The organism is Blastopirellula marina (genome assembly GCF_002967715.1).
Classification (GTDB): Bacteria; Planctomycetota; Planctomycetia; order Pirellulales; family Pirellulaceae; genus Bremerella; species Bremerella marina_B.
In genome coordinates this window covers 948786-967684 of the sequence record NZ_PUIA01000016.1, presented here as the reverse complement: position 1 = coordinate 967684, position 18899 = coordinate 948786, and the positions used below count along the sequence as shown (strand labels likewise).

At 54.6% G+C, this 18899-nt stretch carries 15 protein-coding genes and 1 tRNA gene; 3 read left to right on the top strand and 13 right to left on the bottom strand.

Annotated features, from left to right (window positions below):
• A partial coding sequence (locus tag C5Y96_RS27735; protein ID WP_214609072.1) for a hypothetical protein occupies positions 1-311 on the top strand: 311 nt, incomplete at its 5' end.
• Positions 312-1034: 723 nt separating this feature from the next.
• On the opposite strand, the gene C5Y96_RS05970 is transcribed toward C5Y96_RS27735, so the two are convergent.
• The 12 genes from C5Y96_RS05970 to C5Y96_RS05915 all read right to left on the bottom strand — a co-directional run bounded on the left by C5Y96_RS05970 (position 1035) and on the right by C5Y96_RS05915 (position 16065).
• Complete coding sequence (locus C5Y96_RS05970; protein WP_158261112.1) at positions 1035-3782, bottom strand: BatD family protein; 2748 nt, start codon at positions 3780-3782, stop codon at positions 1035-1037.
• Between the two features lie 62 nt (positions 3783-3844).
• On the bottom strand, positions 3845-5770 hold the full coding sequence (locus C5Y96_RS05965) for a VWA domain-containing protein (RefSeq protein ID WP_105350862.1): 1926 nt from the start codon (positions 5768-5770) through the stop codon (positions 3845-3847).
• 8 nt (positions 5771-5778) lie between these two features.
• Positions 5779-6858: a vWA domain-containing protein gene (locus tag C5Y96_RS05960; RefSeq protein ID WP_105350859.1), complete on the bottom strand. Its 1080-nt coding sequence runs from the start codon at positions 6856-6858 to the stop codon at positions 5779-5781.
• The gene (locus C5Y96_RS05955; RefSeq protein WP_146115533.1) at positions 6858-7910 is read right to left on the bottom strand and encodes a hypothetical protein; all 1053 of its coding nucleotides are present in this window, start codon (positions 7908-7910) and stop codon (positions 6858-6860) included. Before C5Y96_RS05955 ends, C5Y96_RS05960 begins: the two co-directional genes overlap by 1 nt.
• Positions 7907-8782, bottom strand: a complete 876-nt coding sequence (locus tag C5Y96_RS05950) for a DUF58 domain-containing protein (RefSeq protein WP_105350853.1) — start codon at positions 8780-8782, stop codon at positions 7907-7909. Before C5Y96_RS05950 ends, C5Y96_RS05955 begins: the two co-directional genes overlap by 4 nt.
• Before the next feature lie 125 nt (positions 8783-8907).
• Complete coding sequence (locus C5Y96_RS05945) at positions 8908-9924, bottom strand: AAA family ATPase (protein WP_105350955.1); 1017 nt, start codon at positions 9922-9924, stop codon at positions 8908-8910.
• Positions 9925-10226: 302 nt separating this feature from the next.
• Positions 10227-11600 carry a sigma-54-dependent transcriptional regulator gene (locus C5Y96_RS05940; RefSeq protein WP_105350851.1) on the bottom strand — a complete coding sequence of 458 codons (1374 nt, stop codon included), beginning with the start codon at positions 11598-11600 and terminating at the stop codon, positions 10227-10229.
• A complete protein-coding gene (locus C5Y96_RS05935; RefSeq protein WP_105350849.1) occupies positions 11601-13055 on the bottom strand; it encodes a sensor histidine kinase in 1455 nt (484 codons plus the stop codon). It abuts the gene before it with no gap.
• A gap of 331 nt (positions 13056-13386) precedes the next feature.
• Positions 13387-13590: a chloride channel protein gene (locus C5Y96_RS28110; RefSeq protein WP_409994411.1), complete on the bottom strand. Its 204-nt coding sequence runs from the start codon at positions 13588-13590 to the stop codon at positions 13387-13389.
• Between the two features lie 333 nt (positions 13591-13923).
• On the bottom strand, positions 13924-14682 hold the full coding sequence (locus C5Y96_RS05925; RefSeq protein ID WP_105350845.1) for an AAA family ATPase: 759 nt from the start codon (positions 14680-14682) through the stop codon (positions 13924-13926).
• 363 nt (positions 14683-15045) lie between these two features.
• Positions 15046-15120 (bottom strand) — tRNA-Pro (locus C5Y96_RS05920).
• A gap of 186 nt (positions 15121-15306) precedes the next feature.
• Positions 15307-16065, bottom strand: a complete 759-nt coding sequence (locus tag C5Y96_RS05915) for a 2-phosphosulfolactate phosphatase (RefSeq protein ID WP_233198798.1) — start codon at positions 16063-16065, stop codon at positions 15307-15309.
• Positions 16066-16172: 107 nt separating this feature from the next.
• On the opposite strand from C5Y96_RS05915, the gene C5Y96_RS05910 reads away from it, so the two are divergent.
• Complete coding sequence (locus C5Y96_RS05910; RefSeq protein ID WP_105350842.1) at positions 16173-16580, top strand: NINE protein; 408 nt, start codon at positions 16173-16175, stop codon at positions 16578-16580.
• Positions 16581-16625: 45 nt separating this feature from the next.
• Here the strand turns inward: C5Y96_RS05910 and C5Y96_RS05905 are convergent, their stop codons facing one another.
• A complete protein-coding gene (locus C5Y96_RS05905; protein WP_105350840.1) occupies positions 16626-17558 on the bottom strand; it encodes a cupin-like domain-containing protein in 933 nt (310 codons plus the stop codon).
• 315 nt (positions 17559-17873) lie between these two features.
• Here C5Y96_RS05905 and C5Y96_RS05900 point away from each other — a divergent pair, with 315 nt between their 5' ends.
• Positions 17874-18479: a superoxide dismutase gene (locus C5Y96_RS05900; protein WP_105350837.1), complete on the top strand. Its 606-nt coding sequence runs from the start codon at positions 17874-17876 to the stop codon at positions 18477-18479.
• Positions 18480-18899: the final 420 nt, after the last annotated feature.

The window sequence follows — 18899 nt, the reverse complement described above, 5'->3', positions numbered from 1 at the left end:
GGACGCTGCTGGCCATTTGGGCTTCGCTGTTTGTAGCCAAGCGAAGCCTGCACGAAGCGAAAGTCCCGCTCAACAAGCTCAGCCCAACTCGCGTGATCGACCTGCTGCAGGCAGCAATGCGTGACCTACTGTCCGGCAACACCAGAACCAGACTCGACTTTACAATCTGCCTGAAGGTTGATGAATCCCATCGAATCACAAGTAAACAAAGCCGAAACTATCCAAGAAAGAAACAACCCCCTAGCTGCGGCCCACCCAACGTGAAGACTGCCACTGCAAAGCAAATCGCCCGAGCTAGAGAGTTCTTGTAGAATCGTTACCAGCGTTGAGTGGCACTGCCAGGATACCAATCCGTTCATTATCCTGAAACAGCGGGCTTGCTACGAATACAGCATCCTTGGAATGCAGCGGATCAAGTCGATCTGCGTTTGATCCGAGGTGGTCAGCAGCGAGGGCGGCGTCAGTACCGATACCATCCTCGTTGTGCGAATTTGCAACGCTCGGGCGGGTAGTCTTTATTACTTCGAGAAGTGGGAGGATCTATGGAGACTATTGTGCAGGCTGTATTCTGGGCCGTCGTTGCCTGGGCTTGCTACAGGACCGATAAGCAATTAGGAAGTCGAAAGGGATTTCACGCCGGTCGCCGCTGCGGTCATTCGTCGTGACGGTAGAATTTTGATCCGCAGTTAAGTCTCGCAGGTTGAAGGGGGCAGGTCAGGTTTTCAGTTCAACTTGGTTTGCTCCGACATCTCTAGCAGTCGGTTCGTCATCTTGCTCGTCTGCTTCTGAACTCCAGGCCATTGGCTTCCCACACGATCACAACAACCAGAGTTCATAACACGCGTTGCAACAAGATAACAGGAAATTGCCTCCGCTACAGCAACATCCCCTGGAAGAATCCTGGAAGAATCCTGGAAGGCTATCACTTTAAGACTGGTTTCATTCGTGGAGTTAGGTCTCTCTCGGAAAGTTTTTGCTTGGATATCAATACTTTATGGCAGATTACACGTGCCAGGAGGAAGAAGTGGCGATGCTCAGAGGATTTCGAGGTTTGTACCTGCGATCCATCCTGATGTCCCATCATTCTTCTCAATCCTGATCCACGGTCCGTCGGCCCTTAGCACTCGAAGTGATTCGCCTTCTACAACCGTCGTACTGGCGATTTCGGGAAACTCATTCCCAGGGGCTTCGCGTAGGATGACTTTGTCCGTGGCGACGATGGCACGAGGGACGCTGGAGCGTTCAAAACCGCTAAAGTAAATAACAACGAGACCTGCGAGTAACAAGCAACACAACGAAAACGACGCTAATCCACTATGAAGCCGATTGAGAAGCAATGAGCTGAGGACAGCCATCCATGCAATCGCCCATGCTGCCACGAGCAAAATGGCAATGGTATATGTCGAGACAAAACGTTCGACACTCCCAAGACCAAACAGGCTTCCCAACGATGTCGTCGCATCATGAGTGTCCGTTGAGAGGGACTTGCGTGCAACTACTAAGTTGTTGCGTGCTTGTGCATGGAATGCGTCGACCGCAAGGGAACGCTCGTAGTTGGCGATTGCCTTTCCACGCGATCCTAACTGAAGTTGGACATTGCCAAGATTGGTATAGAGGTTAGCATTGCAAATGCCTGCCTGGATCAGTTGGTCATACTTGGTTGCGGCTCGGGAGAAACATTCCTTCGCAACGGCCGTATCCGTTGCGGAGACCTTCTTTCCATCCAGGTAGGCTCGGTTCGCCTCGTCGAAAATGATTTCCATCTGCGATTTAGAAAGTGAGTTCAAAGGCGATGATTTCGAGTTGGATAATTCGATCTGCCGCGAAGCTGACTCTTGTTTCCCCGTTTTGTCGACTTTCCCCATGGAGTACATCGCAACCGGGACCATGAGGGCGATTCCGGCGAACGTCCAGCATGCCATCGCTGTCATCCGACGGCGTCCGATCTTTGGTATTTGTGTACCGTTGTTATGCTTTGGAGCCATTTTCGATCGTTGATCAATTATCGCGATCGCTTGACTTTTCAGCGTGGAAAGTTGCTGGTCAGGTGAGCCTCCGTAGGAGGCGTGATCGCAGTCGTTCAGCAATTGGCGCAGTTCCAGGTCTTCCGATTGCGTAATGTTGTCCGATTCTGACGAAGCAAAGCGGTTCAATACCGCTGCAATCGCCGACGGAGAGCTTGCCGTTTCGATCGACCGACGAGCCGCTCGAAAGCTTTCCCTGTCTTCGCCGAAAAACCACTGGGAAATTGATTTTCGATTCCTTGCGGCCCATGAGATGCAAACGATTGTCGGCGGGAGTACCACGGCAACAATCCAGGGCAAGTTGGAGTTGTGGCCGGCCGAGACAATTGCATCGTTGCCCGTGTAGTTCGTCAAATCAAAGACAGGTTGCGAACCGCCCTTTGCTGACAGCGAATTGTCGCCATCGACACTGCTGACAATGGCATCGAGTTGCAGGCGTTCCGCCTCCGTTACTTCAATGGCAATGGGCTTGCTTTCTACAGTGACGAAGGTTTCGGCTTTCGGATCGAAATAGGAGAGCGGAATAGCGGGGATATGGGTAATTCCAGCACGTCTGGGACGGATGGTTGTCGTAAATAACTTAGTGTCGTCTTGAACGATGCCGGCCAGTGGCTCTTTGGTCACCTTGAAGTCGGCCGTCAGTTGCGGAAGCGTCTCGAGCGGTGGAGCTTGAACCAATTCCATCGGGCCATCACCGCGAATTCCTATGTGCAAAGTGATCGGATCACCCGCTTTCACGGTTGTTGGTGAGGCTTGAGTGACAATCTGATACTGGCCAACGGTGCCACGGTAGTCGGCTGGTCGGCCTGCGGTAGGAACAGGCTTTACGTCGATCGAGTCAATCGTGACCTCTGCCACAATGGGGCGACTATCGGTAATGGCCAAAGAACTGCGGCGAAACGGGGAGTGCCCCATGGTACCAAATGGGGACCGACCTCCAAAGTAGTCATTGTCAAACATCGAAGCGAATGGATCTCGCGACTTACCAAGCTGCGTGGGATAGTCGACGACGATGTTCAGGTCGTCGACCGTGATCTTACCGGGACGCGTGGGATAGATTAAGGTCTCGACCTGGTAATGGTAATAGGCGTGTTCTTCCCCCAGAGAATCTTCGCGTAACACCTCGTCGCCGCCAGGGCGTTGCCGGTTTTCCGCGAGTTCGTTCATACGCTCGGTGAACGCACCCCAGTTGGTTGCCTCCGATATTAACTGCCACATATTCTCTTCACTTAATGTGATGTCGTACTGAGCATCATGGTATGGTTTGACCCACAAGTTAAGGGTGAGCGAGAGAGGCTGGCCAACGTAGATTTCTTTCTGCTGTCCCGTGACTTCTGCAAAAAGTAAATCACCTGTTTCGTTTTTGGTCGCGACGAATCGAATGGGACGCGTCGATTGCCATTGACCGTCGACATCTACCTGGATCGGTGGGATTACGAAGGTGCCTTCCCGCCGTGGAGTAATTTGCCAAGAGTATGTTGTTGAAACATGGTCGGAACGTCGACCATTGACGATCGTCGTCTGCGTGCTGCGGCTCGGTGTACCAGAAGAACGGATGGCAAGGCCGTCAACTTCAGGAAGACTGGGTTCCCCGTGCGACGGTGCGTCGGAGATCTTCAGGTACAACGAAATCGGTGCGCCGACGTAGGCTTCCCGGGCCGAAAGCTCTGCACGGACATCCGCCGCCTGTGCAGCCGCCGAGCAAACGGCGATTGTGGCAGCGGCTAACAATGCTTGGGAGATGGTTCGAAGATTCATCTTTTGACTCATGCTCGGGCAAATAGTGATGTTGTGGTCCTGTGGAATAATCTTGTGACGAATTACCAGTCGCGATCGACCGGAACGTAGCTGCGAGTCGCCTTCTGTTGGTTCTCAAGTCGACGCAGCAGTTCGCGATCTCGGACAGCTTGCAGCAGCTTTTGGGCTTCCTCCTTCGTAATCGACTGTGCCTCGTCCTCAGAGGCAGGGGAGGTGTTGCCGAACTCTGGTACGCCTGAAGGTTGATCTTCCTGAGATTGCTCTTGCGACATCTCTCCAGGTTTGCCTGACGCGGGTTGCTTTTGATCCTGTTGCTGGTCCTGTTGCTGGTCCTGCTGCTGGTCCTGCTGTTGATCCTGCTGTTGATCCTGCTGTTGGTCCTGTTGTTGGTCCTGTTGTTGGTCCTGCTGTTGGTCCTGCTGTTGGTCCTGCTGTTGGTCCTGCTGTTGGTCCTGCTGTTGGTCCTGCTGTTGGTCCTGCTGCAATTGGTCAATCAACATCTGGGCCAATTGTGCGTTGGCGCGGGCATCGGTGTCGTTGTTATTTTCGGTAAGGCTGCCGCGATAGTGGTTGATCGCGGACTGGAGCCGCTCGATGGCTGCCTGCTTATCTTGTTGGGCAATCTGAACGGCCTCGGCATAGTCGCAATTGCCCAGGTTGTAGCGGGCCTTGGCACTCAATGCCTTGTCCCCGGTGGCGATGGTCTGCGTGAAGAGGTTCCTCGCTGCTTCGTTCTGTCCCATCCGGTACTGGGCGACAGCCTGGTTGTAAAGGAGTTCTGGTGAATCGGGACTAACCTCTGCTGCTGCCTGATAAGCATCGAGGGCATTCTGGACGTTCCCTGAACGCATCGCCTCATTTCCCTTCCGAACGAGAGTCTCCGGTGCTTCGGCCCAGGCTATTTGCGGTCCCAGGACCAGAATTGCCACGCACGCTGAAGCGACTGTCTTACTCAGGAAACGCGAAGCCCCTCGTGAGGAGACCGGCGATCCGATCTTGGTAGGAAGCAACGTATCGATCAGCAGGACAAGCAGCCCCAAAGCCACGAACCACTGGAAACGGGGGACATAGCTGTTGATCCGAGCGGTTTCAAACTCCTCGGCCTGAACCTGTTCCATATAGCGGTGATAGACCTGATCCATCGCAACTTGCTTGGTACCTGCCGGAATATACGCACCACCCCCTTTCAAAGCGACTTGTTCTAACGTGGTGCCGTTTAGCTTTGACCAGACCTGCTCACCGTGGTATTCGACAAACGAGCGGGCCGAATGCTGGTCAGGGATACGGGCCCCTTGATCCATGTCGCCAAGACCAATAGTGAACACGCGAATATCACGTTGGTCATGCAACAGTTTGGCGATCTTGACCGGTTCGCTCTCTTGATCCTCGCCGTCAGTGAAGACGACGATTGCCTGGTGCTCCCCCGTCTGATCAAGAAACGCGTTGCCGGCGACTTCCAGGGCATCTCCTAAGCGAGAACCTCCCACCGTGATGTTGTGCGGGCCAACCTCGGCAAGGGTTTTCTTGAAATCATGATGATGACTGGTTAACGGAACCATTTGCCGAGCGTCCCCCGCGAACGCTACCAGGCCCACGCGATCGCCGGCCATGGCGTCAACCATGTCGGTAATCTGCTGCTTCGCTCGGGACAGACGATTAGGCGTAGCATCCTCAGCCAGCATCGACCGAGAAACATCCAGCACAAACACCACTTCGATTCCCCGCTGGGGAACCTCTCGCCAAACTTTGCCCCATCGCAAGTCGACCAGCGCGAGCACCAAAGCGACTAGTGCTATGCTGGCCAGAACGCTTTTGATGAGATGTCTTCGCGAGCCGTTCTTGGCCACGATCCGATGAATCAGGTTTCCGGTCGCAAAACGGGTCAAAGCTCGCTTTCGCGCGACCACCGAGATGGCGAGCACACCGATTGTCGCAACGACAATCCAAAGCCAGTTCAAGCTTGCCACGTTGCCGATTTGAATATCCATTGATTCGCTTACTCCGTAATCTTGCGGTAGACGGTGTTGCTGAGCACGACCTGGGTAACCAAGAGCCAGAATGCGATTAAGACCAGGGGCGGAATGCTCCAAACACCAGCGTGAATGGGTTCGATCGCCAATTCACGGTAGTCGACGAAGTGCTGGGCCTCGACGCGGCTCTTCTCCAGTTGGTCAATCTCGTTGTAAATCTTTTCGAGCGACTCGGTATCCGTCGCCCGGTAGTACTGACCACCCGTTGCATCGGCGATGGTCTTCAAGGTTTGTTCATCAATATTGACCTGAGCCATCTGGAAAGTCCGACGGCCAGTGAACGGGTCGACGACGGGTACCGGGGCACGCCCTTTCGTTCCGACGCCAATCGTGTAGACCTTGACGCCCATCGCCGCTGCGAGTTCCGCCGCGACGACCGGATCGAGATCCCCCGAGTTGTTCTCGCCATCGGTGAGCAAGATGACGACTTTGCTCTTAAGCTTGCGTTGATCCTCTTCGCCAAGAGCCGAGAGTTTTTCAACCGCCAGCCCGAGGGCATCTCCAATCGCGGTACCATCCTCGTTTCGATTCAACGCGATTTGTGTGTTGTCCAACTGCTTGATCATGAAGGGATGGTCGAGCGTGGGGGGAGCAATGCCATCGGCATGACGGGCAAACGTGACCAAGCCAACCAGGTCGCTCGTTCTTCCAGAAAGAGTGTCGTCGCCGGAAATGAATTTGCCGACAACATCTTTGACGGCGGTCAAGCGATCGACCGGTTGTCCGTCGAGCTCGAAGTCCATTGCCTGCATACTGCCGGAACGGTCGACCACCATTTCGATCGCGATCCCCTCGCTGTCGACGACGGTGTGCTTGCGGCCTTCTTGCGGACGCGCCAACGCAACGATCAATAGGATGATCGCGGCAACACGCAGCGCCGACGGCAACCATTGCAAACGCTGCTTCCAAGTGGGCGTCAGCCCTGAAAGCCAGCTGGTTGAACTAAACGAAATGGCCGTTTCCCGTTTTCTCCTGACCATCCACCACACCAGGGGAGGAATGATAAGCAGCAGCAACAGAAACCAGGCTGAAGGTCCATGAAACATCAATCGTTCTCCTTGGTAGCTGCCGGCAAAGTGTCACTTATTGGGAGCTTGGCAGACTGCCGAACAAACTGTTCTGCTCGCTCGAGTGCTCGATCGGCGTCCTCGCATCCAGGCTCGAACTGCGCGAACTTCACGAGATCCGCCAGGGTTAGAAATGCCCGCAATTGCCCGCGTTGCTGGTCGTTAACCTGGCTGCTTGTGACAGCTTTGGCCAGGAATTCATCCGTTGTCAGTTTGGGGGCGGCGATCTCGTATTGATCTTCAATGAAATGCCGCACGATGTTTGTCAGGCGGAGATAATAAAGCTGGATGTAGCCTGCCTCCAAAAGACCACTGTGTTTGAGATCGGCCAATTGCGTCAGCGCCCGCTCCTTAGGAGTCGCCAGCGAATTGCGATTGGGCCACGCCCAAACGGCAAGGCCTACCAGCGCGAAGCAAGCGGCCGTTCCCACTGAGCAATAAAACTGCCAATGGTTGGGAGCTTGCACAGCCGGAAGATCGACAACATCCTTGATGTCGCGAAACTTCAGCGGGTCAGGAGTTCCCTCCAAGACGCTTGAAATCGTCACACTCATTGCGGGTGAACGCACAATATCGCTCGTCGAAGGGGCAGTTCGTCGGTCAGCGTAAGCGATGTCGATTGCCGGGATGGAATGCTCGCCGGGAATCAGGCTTTCCAGGCGGTAACGCCGCACCCACTGTCTTCCATTGGGCGTGGGAATATCCGTGGCATCGGTAACCTCCAGGACATTGAACGTTCCAAGCGTTGTTTGGTTCTGAGGCAATGTAACCAGTATGTCCTTTGGCACATCGATGGTTAGTTGAAGGGAAAACGGCTCGGCGATCTGAGCCGTTGACGTATCGATGGTCGCGGTCACTTTGGCTGGCCCCTGGGACTCGCTTTTAGTGATCGACGGCGGAGAGGGCGTTGGCTGGTCGGCTGCAGATGCTGGCATGGTTAACGCAGTAACCAAGAGAGCTGTAGACGCTATCCAACGTATCGCCGGCGCTACCGTGGATTGAATCAAGAGAACCGTGGAACTCAATTTCATCGTCGGCACTCCCTTTGGCTAAAGAACTTTCGCAGGGGATCCACAAAATCTTCTCCTGTGCGAACATGGATGGGATCCATACGCAAACGCTTGAATAGCTGGTCTCGTTGATTTGCCAACGCCTCGGCTCGTTGTGCGTATCGCTGGCGTTGATGACGACTCGAGGTGTCGACCACCACCACTTGTCCTGTCTCTGAGTCGACCAGGTCGAGCAAACCTACATTCGGTAGTTCGTATTCGCGTCGATCGGACACCACGATCGGAATGATGTCATGCTTTCGCCGGGCAACTTTCAACGCTTGCTCGTAGTTGGCATCTTGGAAATCGCTGATGACGAACGCGATCGATCGCCGTTTGGCCGTGCGATTCAGGTGCTCGAGGGCACGCGACAAATTCGTGCCGTGACCGATCGGCTCGCAATACAACAATTCGCGAATGACACGCAAGACGTGACGCGAGCCACTGCGCGGAGGAATCGCCTTCTCGATGTCGTCCGTGAACAAGGTCAGTGCGACTTTGTCGTTGTTGCTAATGGCCGAGAAAGCCAGCGTAGCTCCGATTTCCGCTACCAACTCTCGTTTCGACTGCCAGTGGGTACCCAAGCTTTGTGACGCACTCAAGTCGACCAAGAACGTTGCGGTAAGCTGACGCTCTTCCCGAAACAGCTTGACGAACGGTTCACCGGTTCGGGCCGTTACGTTCCAGTCGATTGCTCGAACGTCGTCGCCGATGCGGTAGGGTCGCACCTCTTCAAACTCGACGCCGCGTCCCTTGAAGGCCGAGTGGTATTGGCCGGCCAACATGTTGTCGGCCAGGTGAGAGGTCCGAATCTGTATGCGGCGAATTTTCTGTAGTACTTCGCGGGGGATCATGAAACATTTCTCGTAATACAGCATGCGGCTGAAAGATGTGAGAACTTACTGAGAGCCAACGAAAGAGTCGTCGAGGAGTGGCCTGGGGGAATGTTTGCGGCCACCCCTCGAACGACGTCTTCGTGTTAGGGAACCGGAACGTGATCGAGAATCGCTCGGATCACGTCGTCGGAAGTCTTCTCTTCCGCCTCGGCTTCGTAAGTGACGATCAAGCGATGCCGTAACACGTCTGGAGCAACTTCCTTGACATCGCCCGGCACCACGTAGCCTCGTCCACCGAGGAATGCGTTTGCCTTCGCGGCCAATGTCAGGCTAATCGTTGCTCGCGGCGAAACTCCATACTGGATCAGGTCTTCGATCGGCAGGTTGAAGGAACCAGGATCGCGTGTGGCGATCACCAGGTCGACGATGTAGTCCCTTACCTTGGTGTCGATGTAGATCTCATCCACCAGGCTGCGTGCCTGAATGATTTCCGCAGGCGACAACGTGGGATTCACTTCGAGCGAAGTCTTGGTGCGTGACATCCGTTCCAATATCTCGATTTCCTCGTCGCGTGTGGGATGACCAACGAGAACCTTGAGCATGAACCGGTCCATCTGAGCTTCCGGAAGTGGATAGGTGCCTTCCTGCTCGATGGGGTTTTGCGTTGCCATCACCAGGAATGGATCGTCCAGCGGATAGGTATGATGGCCGATGGTGACCTGGCGTTCCTGCATTGCTTCCAAGAGAGCACTCTGCACCTTGGCGGGTGCTCGGTTGATTTCGTCGGCCAGAATCAGATTCGAGAAAATGGGGCCCTTCTGAATCGCGAACTTCTGTTCGTGCGGACGATAAATCTGCGTGCCGATCAGGTCGGCAGGCAGCAGGTCGGGAGTGAACTGGATTCGCTGGAAGCCGGTACTGATACCTTTGGCCAGGCAAGACACGGCGGTCGTCTTCGCCAGCCCAGGAACGCCTTCGATGAGCAGATGGCCATTGGTGAGTAGGCCCACTTGCATCCGGTGTATCAACTGCCGCTGTCCGACGATGACCCGGCCGATCTCATCTAACAGACGCCGGAAGGGAGTGCTGCGAATCTTGATTTCTTCAGTGAGCTCGTTAATCTGGCGATGATCTGTCTGTTGGGTATTTGTGGTCACCATCAGTTGTCCTTGAAAACAATGCGCAGTTTGGAAGTGCCGCTGGTTCTGTTGCTCAGAGTGTCGTTTGAAGTCGACAGGCATGAGTTGCACCATGTCGTTGCCCAGAAAGGCAACTCGTGTGCCAATGCGATTTGAAGCCTAAAAACAGGGTGTTTTTGCTTGGGGAGCCCAATGCCGTGGGGCATTTTGCCCCGCGAGCCCAGAATGCCCCACGGATCTGTCCAGAAGTGGACGCGAAAGAGAAGATCACGCGATGGCCAAGAGAGAGCAACCCCACGGCCAAAGAAGGAGTGCCCCAGAGGCTAGTCGCTCACACCATATTGCTTCAGCTTGCGATAAAGCGTCTTGCGGTCGAGTCCCAGGATTTGGGCGGCGAGTGTTTTGTTGTTTTCAACGGTGCCCAGAACATGGAGGATATATCGCCGTTCGACTTCTTGCAACGGAACCAACTCACTTGGGTCGTCACCGCCAATAAAGACTTGGGAGCTTCGATAGTCGCGAATCTTTTCCGGCAGGTCATCCACAGCCACCTTGTCAAAGGGAGTCAAGGCGACGGCTCTTTCCATGATGTTTCTCAGTTCACGGACATTGCCAGGCCAAGAGTAATTCAGCAATCGTTCCGCGGCAGGATCGGAAATGCCGACCACTTCTCTGTGCGAACGCTTGGCAGCTTGATCGACAAATCGCTGAGCGAGCAACAGCGTATCGGTTCCCCGGGCGCGCAGCGGTGGAATGTCCAACTGAATGACATTGATCCGATAGAAGAGGTCTTCGCGAAATCGTCCTTCCTCCACTTCCGTCAAAAGATCTCGATTGGTCGCCGTGACTAAGCGGACATCGAACGGAACTTCCTGATCGCCACCAACCGGTCGAACTCGGCTTTCCTCGAGTGCCCGGAGGAGTTTCGGTTGCATGGCAAGTGGCAGTTCACCAATCTCATCCAGGAAAAGAGTACCTGACTCGGCCTGTAAGAATAGACCTCGACGTTCGGCCTTGGCATCCGTGAACGCTCCCTTGGCATGCCCAAAAAGTTCGCTTTCCAGCAAAGCTTCCGGCAGCGCCGCGCAGTTCACCGGAACGAAGGGGCCATTTCGCCGATTGCTGAGGCGATGAATGGATTGGGCAACAAGCTCTTTTCCCGTTCCGCTTTCGCCACAGACAAGCACGGCCGCTTCCGTGGTAGAGATGCGACTTATCTGGTCGTAAAGCTTCGTCATCACAGGGCTACGGCCGATCATCTCTTGGAATTGATCGTCCTGAGTTGTCCCTTCACTCAGGAGTTTAACTTTCTCCTGTAGTTGTCGATGCCTGACTGCCCGGGCCAGGGTAATTGCCAGCAGTTCCATTTCGATGGGCTTGGTAACGAAGTCGTACGCCCCCGCACGGATCGCGGCCACGGCCGTTTCCAAACTGCCAAATGCAGTCATGACAATGACTGGAATATCAGGCCGATTGGCGCAAATCCGTTCGCACAGTTCCGTTCCGCTCATTCCCCGCATTCGCAGGTCGGTGAGCACGACGTCAAAGTCTTCGGTCTTAACCAATTCGATAGCATCGCCGGCGGATGTGCGCCACGCAGATCGAAAGCCCCGCAGCCGGAGGTCCGTCTCCAGGAGTTGGCACATGTTGGCTTCGTCGTCGACGATCAGAATACGGCCGTTGCTGTTGGGTTCCATTTAGGCATCCTGTTCCGGGAGATAGATGGTAAATCGGCTTCCTTCTCCCAACTTACTTTGTACGTCGATCCAACCCCCATGATCCTCGACAATCCCATACGAAACGGACAACCCCAACCCGGTTCCTTCCCCCACTTCCTTCGTGGTAAAGAAAGGGTCGAACAGGTGAGGCATTGCGTCCTCGGAGATGCCGATGCCGTGGTCTTCAACGCAAATGGAGATGTAATTCCGCTCTGGGAAGTTGGGCTCAGTCGGGGGACTCGTCTTGGTGCTGATGATGGAAACTCGAATTGTCCCGCCGGGCGAACTCGCGTGAATGGCGTTCACGATCAAGTTGGTCACTACTTGCTGAATCTGCATGGGATCGAGCGACGTTGGCATAGCCGAACTTTCCGACAGTTCCAGTAGGACATCGCGTTGATGAGCCAGCGGTTGTAGAAGGTTGATCACCGTTGATACCAGTTCGCGTGGCTGGACAATCGATCGCTGCGGTGGACGTCTTCGGGCAAAGTCGAGCAATTGACGAATAATCGCTGCCATCCTATCCGACTCGGACTTGATGACAATCGCGCTCTCTTTTACTTCCTCTTCTGTCAGGCGATTCGAGGCGATTAACCCTGCACGCCCTGAGACGACATTCAAAGGGGTTCCCAGTTCGTGGGCAATTCCTGAAGCCAGGCGACCGACGGTCTTCAGTCGATCGACATGTCGCAATTGTTCCATCGCGGATAACCTGGCGGAGGATGCTTCCTGAAGTTCCCTTTGTTGTGTCTCCAGGGTTTCACTCATTTGATTAAGGGCCGTGCCTAGTTCCGATATTTCGTCATTCCCCTTGATTTGAACAGGCTGTGAAAAATCGCCTTGGGCAATGCGTTTTGTCTTTTCAACAAGCTTGTCGAGTCGTCGACCAACGATACTTACCCCAGCGACCACGACCGCGACCCCACACAACAACATTCCGATCAGGATCGATATGGTGCGATACGTTGTCATTCGTATGTACTGAGCAACGTCTTCCAGAGGGACTTTAAACTCAACGTATCCCGCTCGATCATGTTCGATGTCGATCGGGTAGTAGAGCATGTAATGTTCATTGCCTTGCGAATCGCGTATTTGGACGGTTGCCATTGCCTCCGTGGTTGCGATTTCGAGCTCTTCTTTGGGAACCTCTGCCGAAGGAGTCTGATGGCGGTCGCCTGAGGGCACCCAGCGGATGATCATTTCCTGATGCCGGTTTGCGAAGTCGCGAACCAGTTTAATCGCCCCTAATTGCCCCTCTGTTTTCCAGGCAACCACAATGGTCTCACGAACTTCATTCCCAAGGGCAGCGACATTCTCAGACTTAATTTGTTTGAACTGTTCATACTCACTTTGAACCGTCCAATAGCCAAGCAGACCCGTCAGCAAAATGATTCCGAGAAGAAATATACCGACGAGTTTTGCGGTTAGTTTCATTATCAAGCTAAGTCATGAGTTGAGCGGTTTAGGTGACTTAATCATGATCCGTGTGGAGCTTTCTTTTATGCATGCTCCGTCACCTATCGGGTGACTATAAGTCTAGCAAGAATACCGTGCTAATCCCTTAGGACCTAAGGCTGAACCGTTTTGTTTTTTCAAGAGTCACTCACGTCGCACGGTTTAACCGTACTCGGTTGACGACTGATTGAAGTAGCCAATTCTGATAAATCGCCTTTGTAGTCTCATTCACCCCAAGGCACCCCACGACGAACGAAACTCCGAATTGATCAATCCTTCGTGGCGTTTGTGCGGCGGAAGGAGAGTTCGGTTAACTCGGCATGTAGAGAGTGCGTTCCAAGAGAGATTCGTAGATTGGTTTACTTCCCAACACTTGGGCAGTAAAGCTGGCGACGATACAAGTGATGATCAAAGGTCCGAGGAATCCAAAGCGAGATGTAAGTTCTGCGACCAAAACAATGCCTGTCAAAGGTGCCCTTACCGTTGCCGCGAATAGCCCCCCGATCGAGGACAGTGCCAGGCCCTGTCAGAAAACCCTTCGCGGCGAAGCAGGATGTGCAGCCGTCGATAGAGGTACTTTTTTGCCGACGGTCGTTCCCCCCTCTCATCAGAAAAACAGACGCCGCCAGGCGTTCCGCTGTTTACAGGCAGAATGTAGATCGCCCTCGGCTTGCTGGTTGGTGCTTTTCCGCGTTCGGCGTCCCCTCACACCTGCCGGGGATGTTGAACGCGGAAAAGCACCAACTCATTGCGGGTTTCGGACGTGCCACGTCAAGCTTTTGAACGATTGGGAAGGGACCTACCCGTTTTTACACCGAACGTTAAATATCACGTTTTCGCCGCCCATCTAGTACTCGGAATCCGATGCAGCAAGATGACGCCAATACATTTCCGGATTGGTGAGCAAATCTCGGGTAATTTGAAAGTGAGTTGTATCTTCGAGGGCAATCCGTTCAAGTCGTCCATCGTCAAATGAAATGATCGTTGCGCCAGGAAATGTGAGCAAGATTGGCGAGTGCGTTGCAACGAAGAACTGTGATTTCCCGGTTCTTACCAAGCTGTGCATCAATGCGAGAAGGGTCAACTGCCGCTGCGGAGAAAGTGCGGACTCTGGTTCGTCCATCAAGAAAAGGCCGTGGTCAAATCGATTCTGCATTACGGATAGGAACGCTTCGCCGTGAGACATTTCGTGCAGCGACCGACCGCCATAGCACATATACGGGTTACCATAAAAATTTGGATCATTTCGTCGTTGATCAAGGAGGGATGCGAAGTGCGCCTGGGTCTCCGCGCGAAAGAAATATCGGTCTTTCGGTTGTTTGATGAATGCAAGCCGGATCGAATTAGCAAGTTGACTGCGTTCGGCGAAAGCGTGATTGGCACCAGATTCATTCATGCTGCCACCGGAAATTGGCAGGCAAGCCAATACGGCCATGGCCTCAAGCAACGTAGATTTTCCAGAACCATTTTCGCCCACAAAAAAAGTGACGGGCCCGTCAAATTCCAGATGTAGGTTCCGGGTGAACGGAAGGCTTCCTGGAAATGAATCAGCGTCGAGCAGAGATTCGTCTTTGAGCGTCACGTATGCGACGTATGGAACAGTCATTCAATATCTCAGTGTCAGAGTTGAAGGCGTTGGCCCGAGAATTCATTCTTGGACCGAGTATTTCCACGTAAGCTTGCTTACACAGAAATATTCCGCGTGACTCATGCGGTACCTCACCTCTAGGGGAGCTCACAAACACACTCCGAGTGCCCTTATTTTATGGTACGACTATGCAGGTAAGTTACCCAACTCCTGAAACTCCGCCTATCTGAAACGCAATTGGTTTCTTGACAAGCATTAAAGCCAAGCTTTGTTGACCCGTGTGACGGAATTTGTGACACTGCGGCATTCAGAGAAAGCGGCCTTCTTCACCGCCGGCACGTAACTGCCGCTAGAATCGACAGTTACGTGGTTTAGAAAAAGTCGGGGTAACAGGATTCGAACCTGCGACCTTTTGACCCCCAGTCAAACGCGCTAACCAGGCTGCGCTATACCCCGAGTTTTGTCCCTGGGAGGGTGCCTCTTGAGACACGCTCACTTGGCTTCGGTTCACACTAGCGGTGGCTGAGGCCTTCAAGGGAAACTACCAATATGCCAACTCTCGCCGCGGGAAACAAGGCCTGATACGGCCCTTCGGCTGGGGCTTATGGCTACTTCTGCCGATAAATGGGCCGGAATGTGGCTTTACGGGGCCAGATTCCGAGAATCGCGAATTTCCCAGTGCTGCGTGTCCAGCTTCGGTACAACCGTGAACTTGTCGAGCGTGGCGGCGATCTCTATGTCGTTTTCCTGGCCTAGTCGCAGCACGTTGCGGCCGCCGCGGCTTTGTTTCAGGCGGTCGGCCAGGCTGACGGTGGTCAGGTCGTGCTTGGCTTCCAGCCAGGCATCGGCGGCGATCTGGGCCTGGTCGTTCAGCTGCAGCGGCTCGGCCGCGTCGGTGGCAAGCTGATCGACAATTGCTCCGGCCAGCAGAACGTCTTCGCGGGTAATCTCCCCTTCGGTGCCGGCGCACACAACGGTGATGTGCGGATGATCGGCCAACTGATTGCAGACGGCGGTCAGGTTCACGAACGCGGCGATATAGATCTCGCTGGCCGCGCGGCAGGCCTGCATGGCCTTGGTGCCGTTGGTGGTGGTGAACAAAATTTTCTTGCCGCCGACCACGCTGGCAGGGTACTCTGCCGGAGAGTTCCCCAGGTCGAAGCCGTCGATCTTCTGGCCACCCCGTTCGCCTCCCAGTAACGCGGAAGGATTTTTGGCCCCCTGCTCTTTCGTCTCATCGACACTTAACAAAGGGATGACACAATCGGCCCCATGGGCAATGGCATGGGTAATGGTGGTGGTCGCCCGCAGAACGTCGATGACGACGGCCACGCCCCCGGAAAGATCCGTTTCCCCCAGCAGTGCTGGCAGCAGGAAGACGTCGATTCGCTTGGTTTTCAAAACTTACTCCTGAGGACTCGCCAATTTTCCTTCTGCCGCGGCGAATCATACTATTAGAACAACGACACACCACCCCTGAATTATGACCTGAAAGGGTTTTCTGAGGAATGACGGAGAACAACAACACCCACTCGATCGTCGTCGGTTACATTGCCTGGGCGTTCGGCGTGTTCGGTGCCCATCGCTTCTACTACGGCAAGCCCGTGACTGGTGTGATCTGGCTGCTGACGCTGGGCCTGCTATTTATCGGCTGGATCGTCGACCTGTTTCTGATCCCCTCGATGGATGCCGAATGCAACCGGCGTTTCAAAGCAGGTCCCATCGATTACACCGTCGCCTGGCTACTGACGGTCTTTCTCGGTTACCTGGGCATCAACCGGTTTTACATGGGCAAATGGATCAGCGGCATCATCTGGCTACTGACGGCCGGCGTATTTGGAATCGGCTGGATCTACGACTGCCTGACGATCAACCAGCAGGTCGACGAGATCAACCGAGAGCTGACCGGGGCGTAGTCACTTTGCCCAACAGATATAACAAACAGGGTGCCCTAGCGAAAACTACTTGGCCAACTCTTGAATCTTGGCCGGGCTGCTCGGGTCGAGTTCGAACGTCACCGGGTAGTGGTAACCGGTGGCCTTTTCCGGGAAGAGCTTCTGCCAGGCACGCACCACCGAATAGGCAGCCACCTTCGCGCGGTAGCCGAGCCCTTCGGTGTTCTGCGAAAGCGTTTGATAGCCGAACTTGTGCCGCAGAAAACGATTCGCGCGGAACAGCTTGATCCGGCGGCGAGCCTTCGGCGTGAGGTGCTCGGTGGTCAGCGAAACGTTTAGCCCTTCGATGTTACTCACCCGATGCGGCGTGTTCTGCGGCCAGGTAATCATCTGCCCTGGTTGCAGATCGACGACCATCGCTTCCGCGTCGAACTCTGGCTGGTAGTCGAGCTCTTCATTGCAGACGCCGCAGATGACATCTTCAACCTTCGTCTGCGTGACGTAGCGCTCGTTGCGCGGTGGATAGGCGAACACCCGCTTCACCCCACGCAAGTGCCACAGCATGTTGCAGGGAATGTCGAGGTGATAATAAACCAACGCACTGGGCGAACTGATTAGCAGGTTGGCCGAACGCTCGAGCGCGTGAAAGCCAGGGGCCTTGGCTTCAACTTCGTTGTAGATCTCGTTGATCAGTTTGTGGAAGTCTTCATGATGCTGGGCCATGTTGCGGACGTTCAGCCACAGGCGGCCCGCCTTGGTGGCTTCCAATAGCTGTTCGCCAGAAAGCTTCGAGGCATCCCCTTCGCGCCACTGGTTCGACTTCTCGTCGGTCCCCATCGTGTGGACATTCAAATAGCCGCGCGGATGAGTGTCCAGAATGCGGACAAGTTGTTCGTCGGTGAACAGACCAGTATCCAACAGGTGATGCGGGACGGTCAGTGGCTTGTCTTCCAACTGCTGATTGGTGAACGTGCAGTCGACCAGGTTCGTTGCGACCATATTCGGGGGCTCTCGCGCAATATGTTTGAAAATGGCGTGATATCCGCTTGTTCAGCAAGTCTAGGTGCTGCCCAGGCTGCAAGTTCCCCACGCCGGTCTTCTTTCCCCATTCCCCCACAAACAAAGGGAGGCCCGATTGATTTATTCCCTTCTACCGTTACCAATGGAATAAGCCCCCGGCCCCGCGGCTGATTGTCACCGGGTGGGGGATGCGTTATTCTGTCGGCAAGTCAGACGGTTCCCCATGCGCGGACTATCTGGCCGTTGCTTTCGCCCGTAACGACACCAAATGAAATAAGTTGAGGATCCCAGCCCATGGCTTACACACTTCCCGAGCTGCCGTACGCTTACGATGCCCTGGAACCCCACATCGACGCCCGCACGATGGAAATCCATCACACCAAGCATCACGCCGCTTACATTGCCAAGGTGAACGATGCGATCGCTGGTACCGATCTGGAAGCGAAGTCGATTGAGGACCTCGTGACCGACATCAACTCGGTTCCAGAAAACATCCGCGGTGCCGTCCGCAACAATGGTGGTGGTCATGCCAACCACTCGTTGTTCTGGACCATCATGAAGCCAGGCGGAAGCTCGCTATCGGGCGACCTGGCTGCTGCCATCGAAAGCGAACTGGGCGGCTTCGACAAGTTCAAGACCGACTTCAGCAATGCCGCCGCTACCCGCTTCGGTTCCGGTTGGGCCTGGCTGGTTGTCTCCGGCGGTAAGCTCGAAGTGATGAGCACCCCGAACCAGGACTCGCCGCTGATGGAAGGCAAGACCCCAATCCTGGGTCTCGATGTCTGGGAACACGCTTACTACCTGAACTACCAGAACAAGCGTCCCGACTACATCGCCGCGTTCTTCAACGTGATCAACTGGGACGAAGTCGCTTCCCGCTACGCTGCCGCCAAGGGTTAATCGCCCCCGGCAGCGCACCGATCGCATCGGCCAGCAATGCAGGATGGCTACCGACGTACTCGACGGATAGCGATCCTACGATCTCCCCTGAGGGGGAACGGCTGCTGATAGCATCGCATTCAATGAAGGCCTGATCCCGTAAGGAATCAGGCCTTTTTTCGTTCCGCGACCTGTTTCTTCCGGCGAATGACATTGACCCCGCCCCAATGCACAACTACCATCCGCCACCGAATTTCCGGAACCCAAGTCAAAATGGGTTGGGTTTTCTGAAAATTCGTATCGGAATGGTTGAAGGCCGCCTGAGCAACTTCCGATCTCAAACTAATGGTAGGGTATTCGGGATCGACGTCGACGCGTTCCGTAGGAATGCGGTCCGTCACCGAACTCCAAAATTGAAACATAACCGAATGAGTTGACCCG

Bases quoted from the DNA above. Each gene is read 5' to 3' on its own strand.
- C5Y96_RS05970 (WP_158261112.1), bottom strand. From the start codon at position 3,782: ATGAATCTTCGAACCATCTCCCAAGCATTGTTAGCCGCTGCCACAATC.
- C5Y96_RS05965 (WP_105350862.1), bottom strand. From the start codon at position 5,770: ATGGATATTCAAATCGGCAACGTGGCAAGCTTGAACTGGCTTTGGATT.
- C5Y96_RS05960 (WP_105350859.1), bottom strand. From the start codon at position 6,858: ATGTTTCATGGACCTTCAGCCTGGTTTCTGTTGCTGCTGCTTATCATT.
- C5Y96_RS05955 (WP_146115533.1), bottom strand. From the start codon at position 7,910: ATGAAATTGAGTTCCACGGTTCTCTTGATTCAATCCACGGTAGCGCCG.
- C5Y96_RS05950 (WP_105350853.1), bottom strand. From the start codon at position 8,782: ATGATCCCCCGCGAAGTACTACAGAAAATTCGCCGCATACAGATTCGG.
- C5Y96_RS05945 (WP_105350955.1), bottom strand. From the start codon at position 9,924: ATGGTGACCACAAATACCCAACAGACAGATCATCGCCAGATTAACGAG.
- C5Y96_RS05940 (WP_105350851.1), bottom strand. From the start codon at position 11,600: ATGGAACCCAACAGCAACGGCCGTATTCTGATCGTCGACGACGAAGCC.
- C5Y96_RS05935 (WP_105350849.1), bottom strand. From the start codon at position 13,055: ATGAAACTAACCGCAAAACTCGTCGGTATATTTCTTCTCGGAATCATT.
- C5Y96_RS05925 (WP_105350845.1), bottom strand. From the start codon at position 14,682: ATGACTGTTCCATACGTCGCATACGTGACGCTCAAAGACGAATCTCTG.
- C5Y96_RS05910 (WP_105350842.1), top strand. From the start codon at position 16,173: ATGACGGAGAACAACAACACCCACTCGATCGTCGTCGGTTACATTGCC.
- C5Y96_RS05905 (WP_105350840.1), bottom strand. From the start codon at position 17,558: ATGGTCGCAACGAACCTGGTCGACTGCACGTTCACCAATCAGCAGTTG.
- C5Y96_RS05900 (WP_105350837.1), top strand. From the start codon at position 17,874: ATGGCTTACACACTTCCCGAGCTGCCGTACGCTTACGATGCCCTGGAA.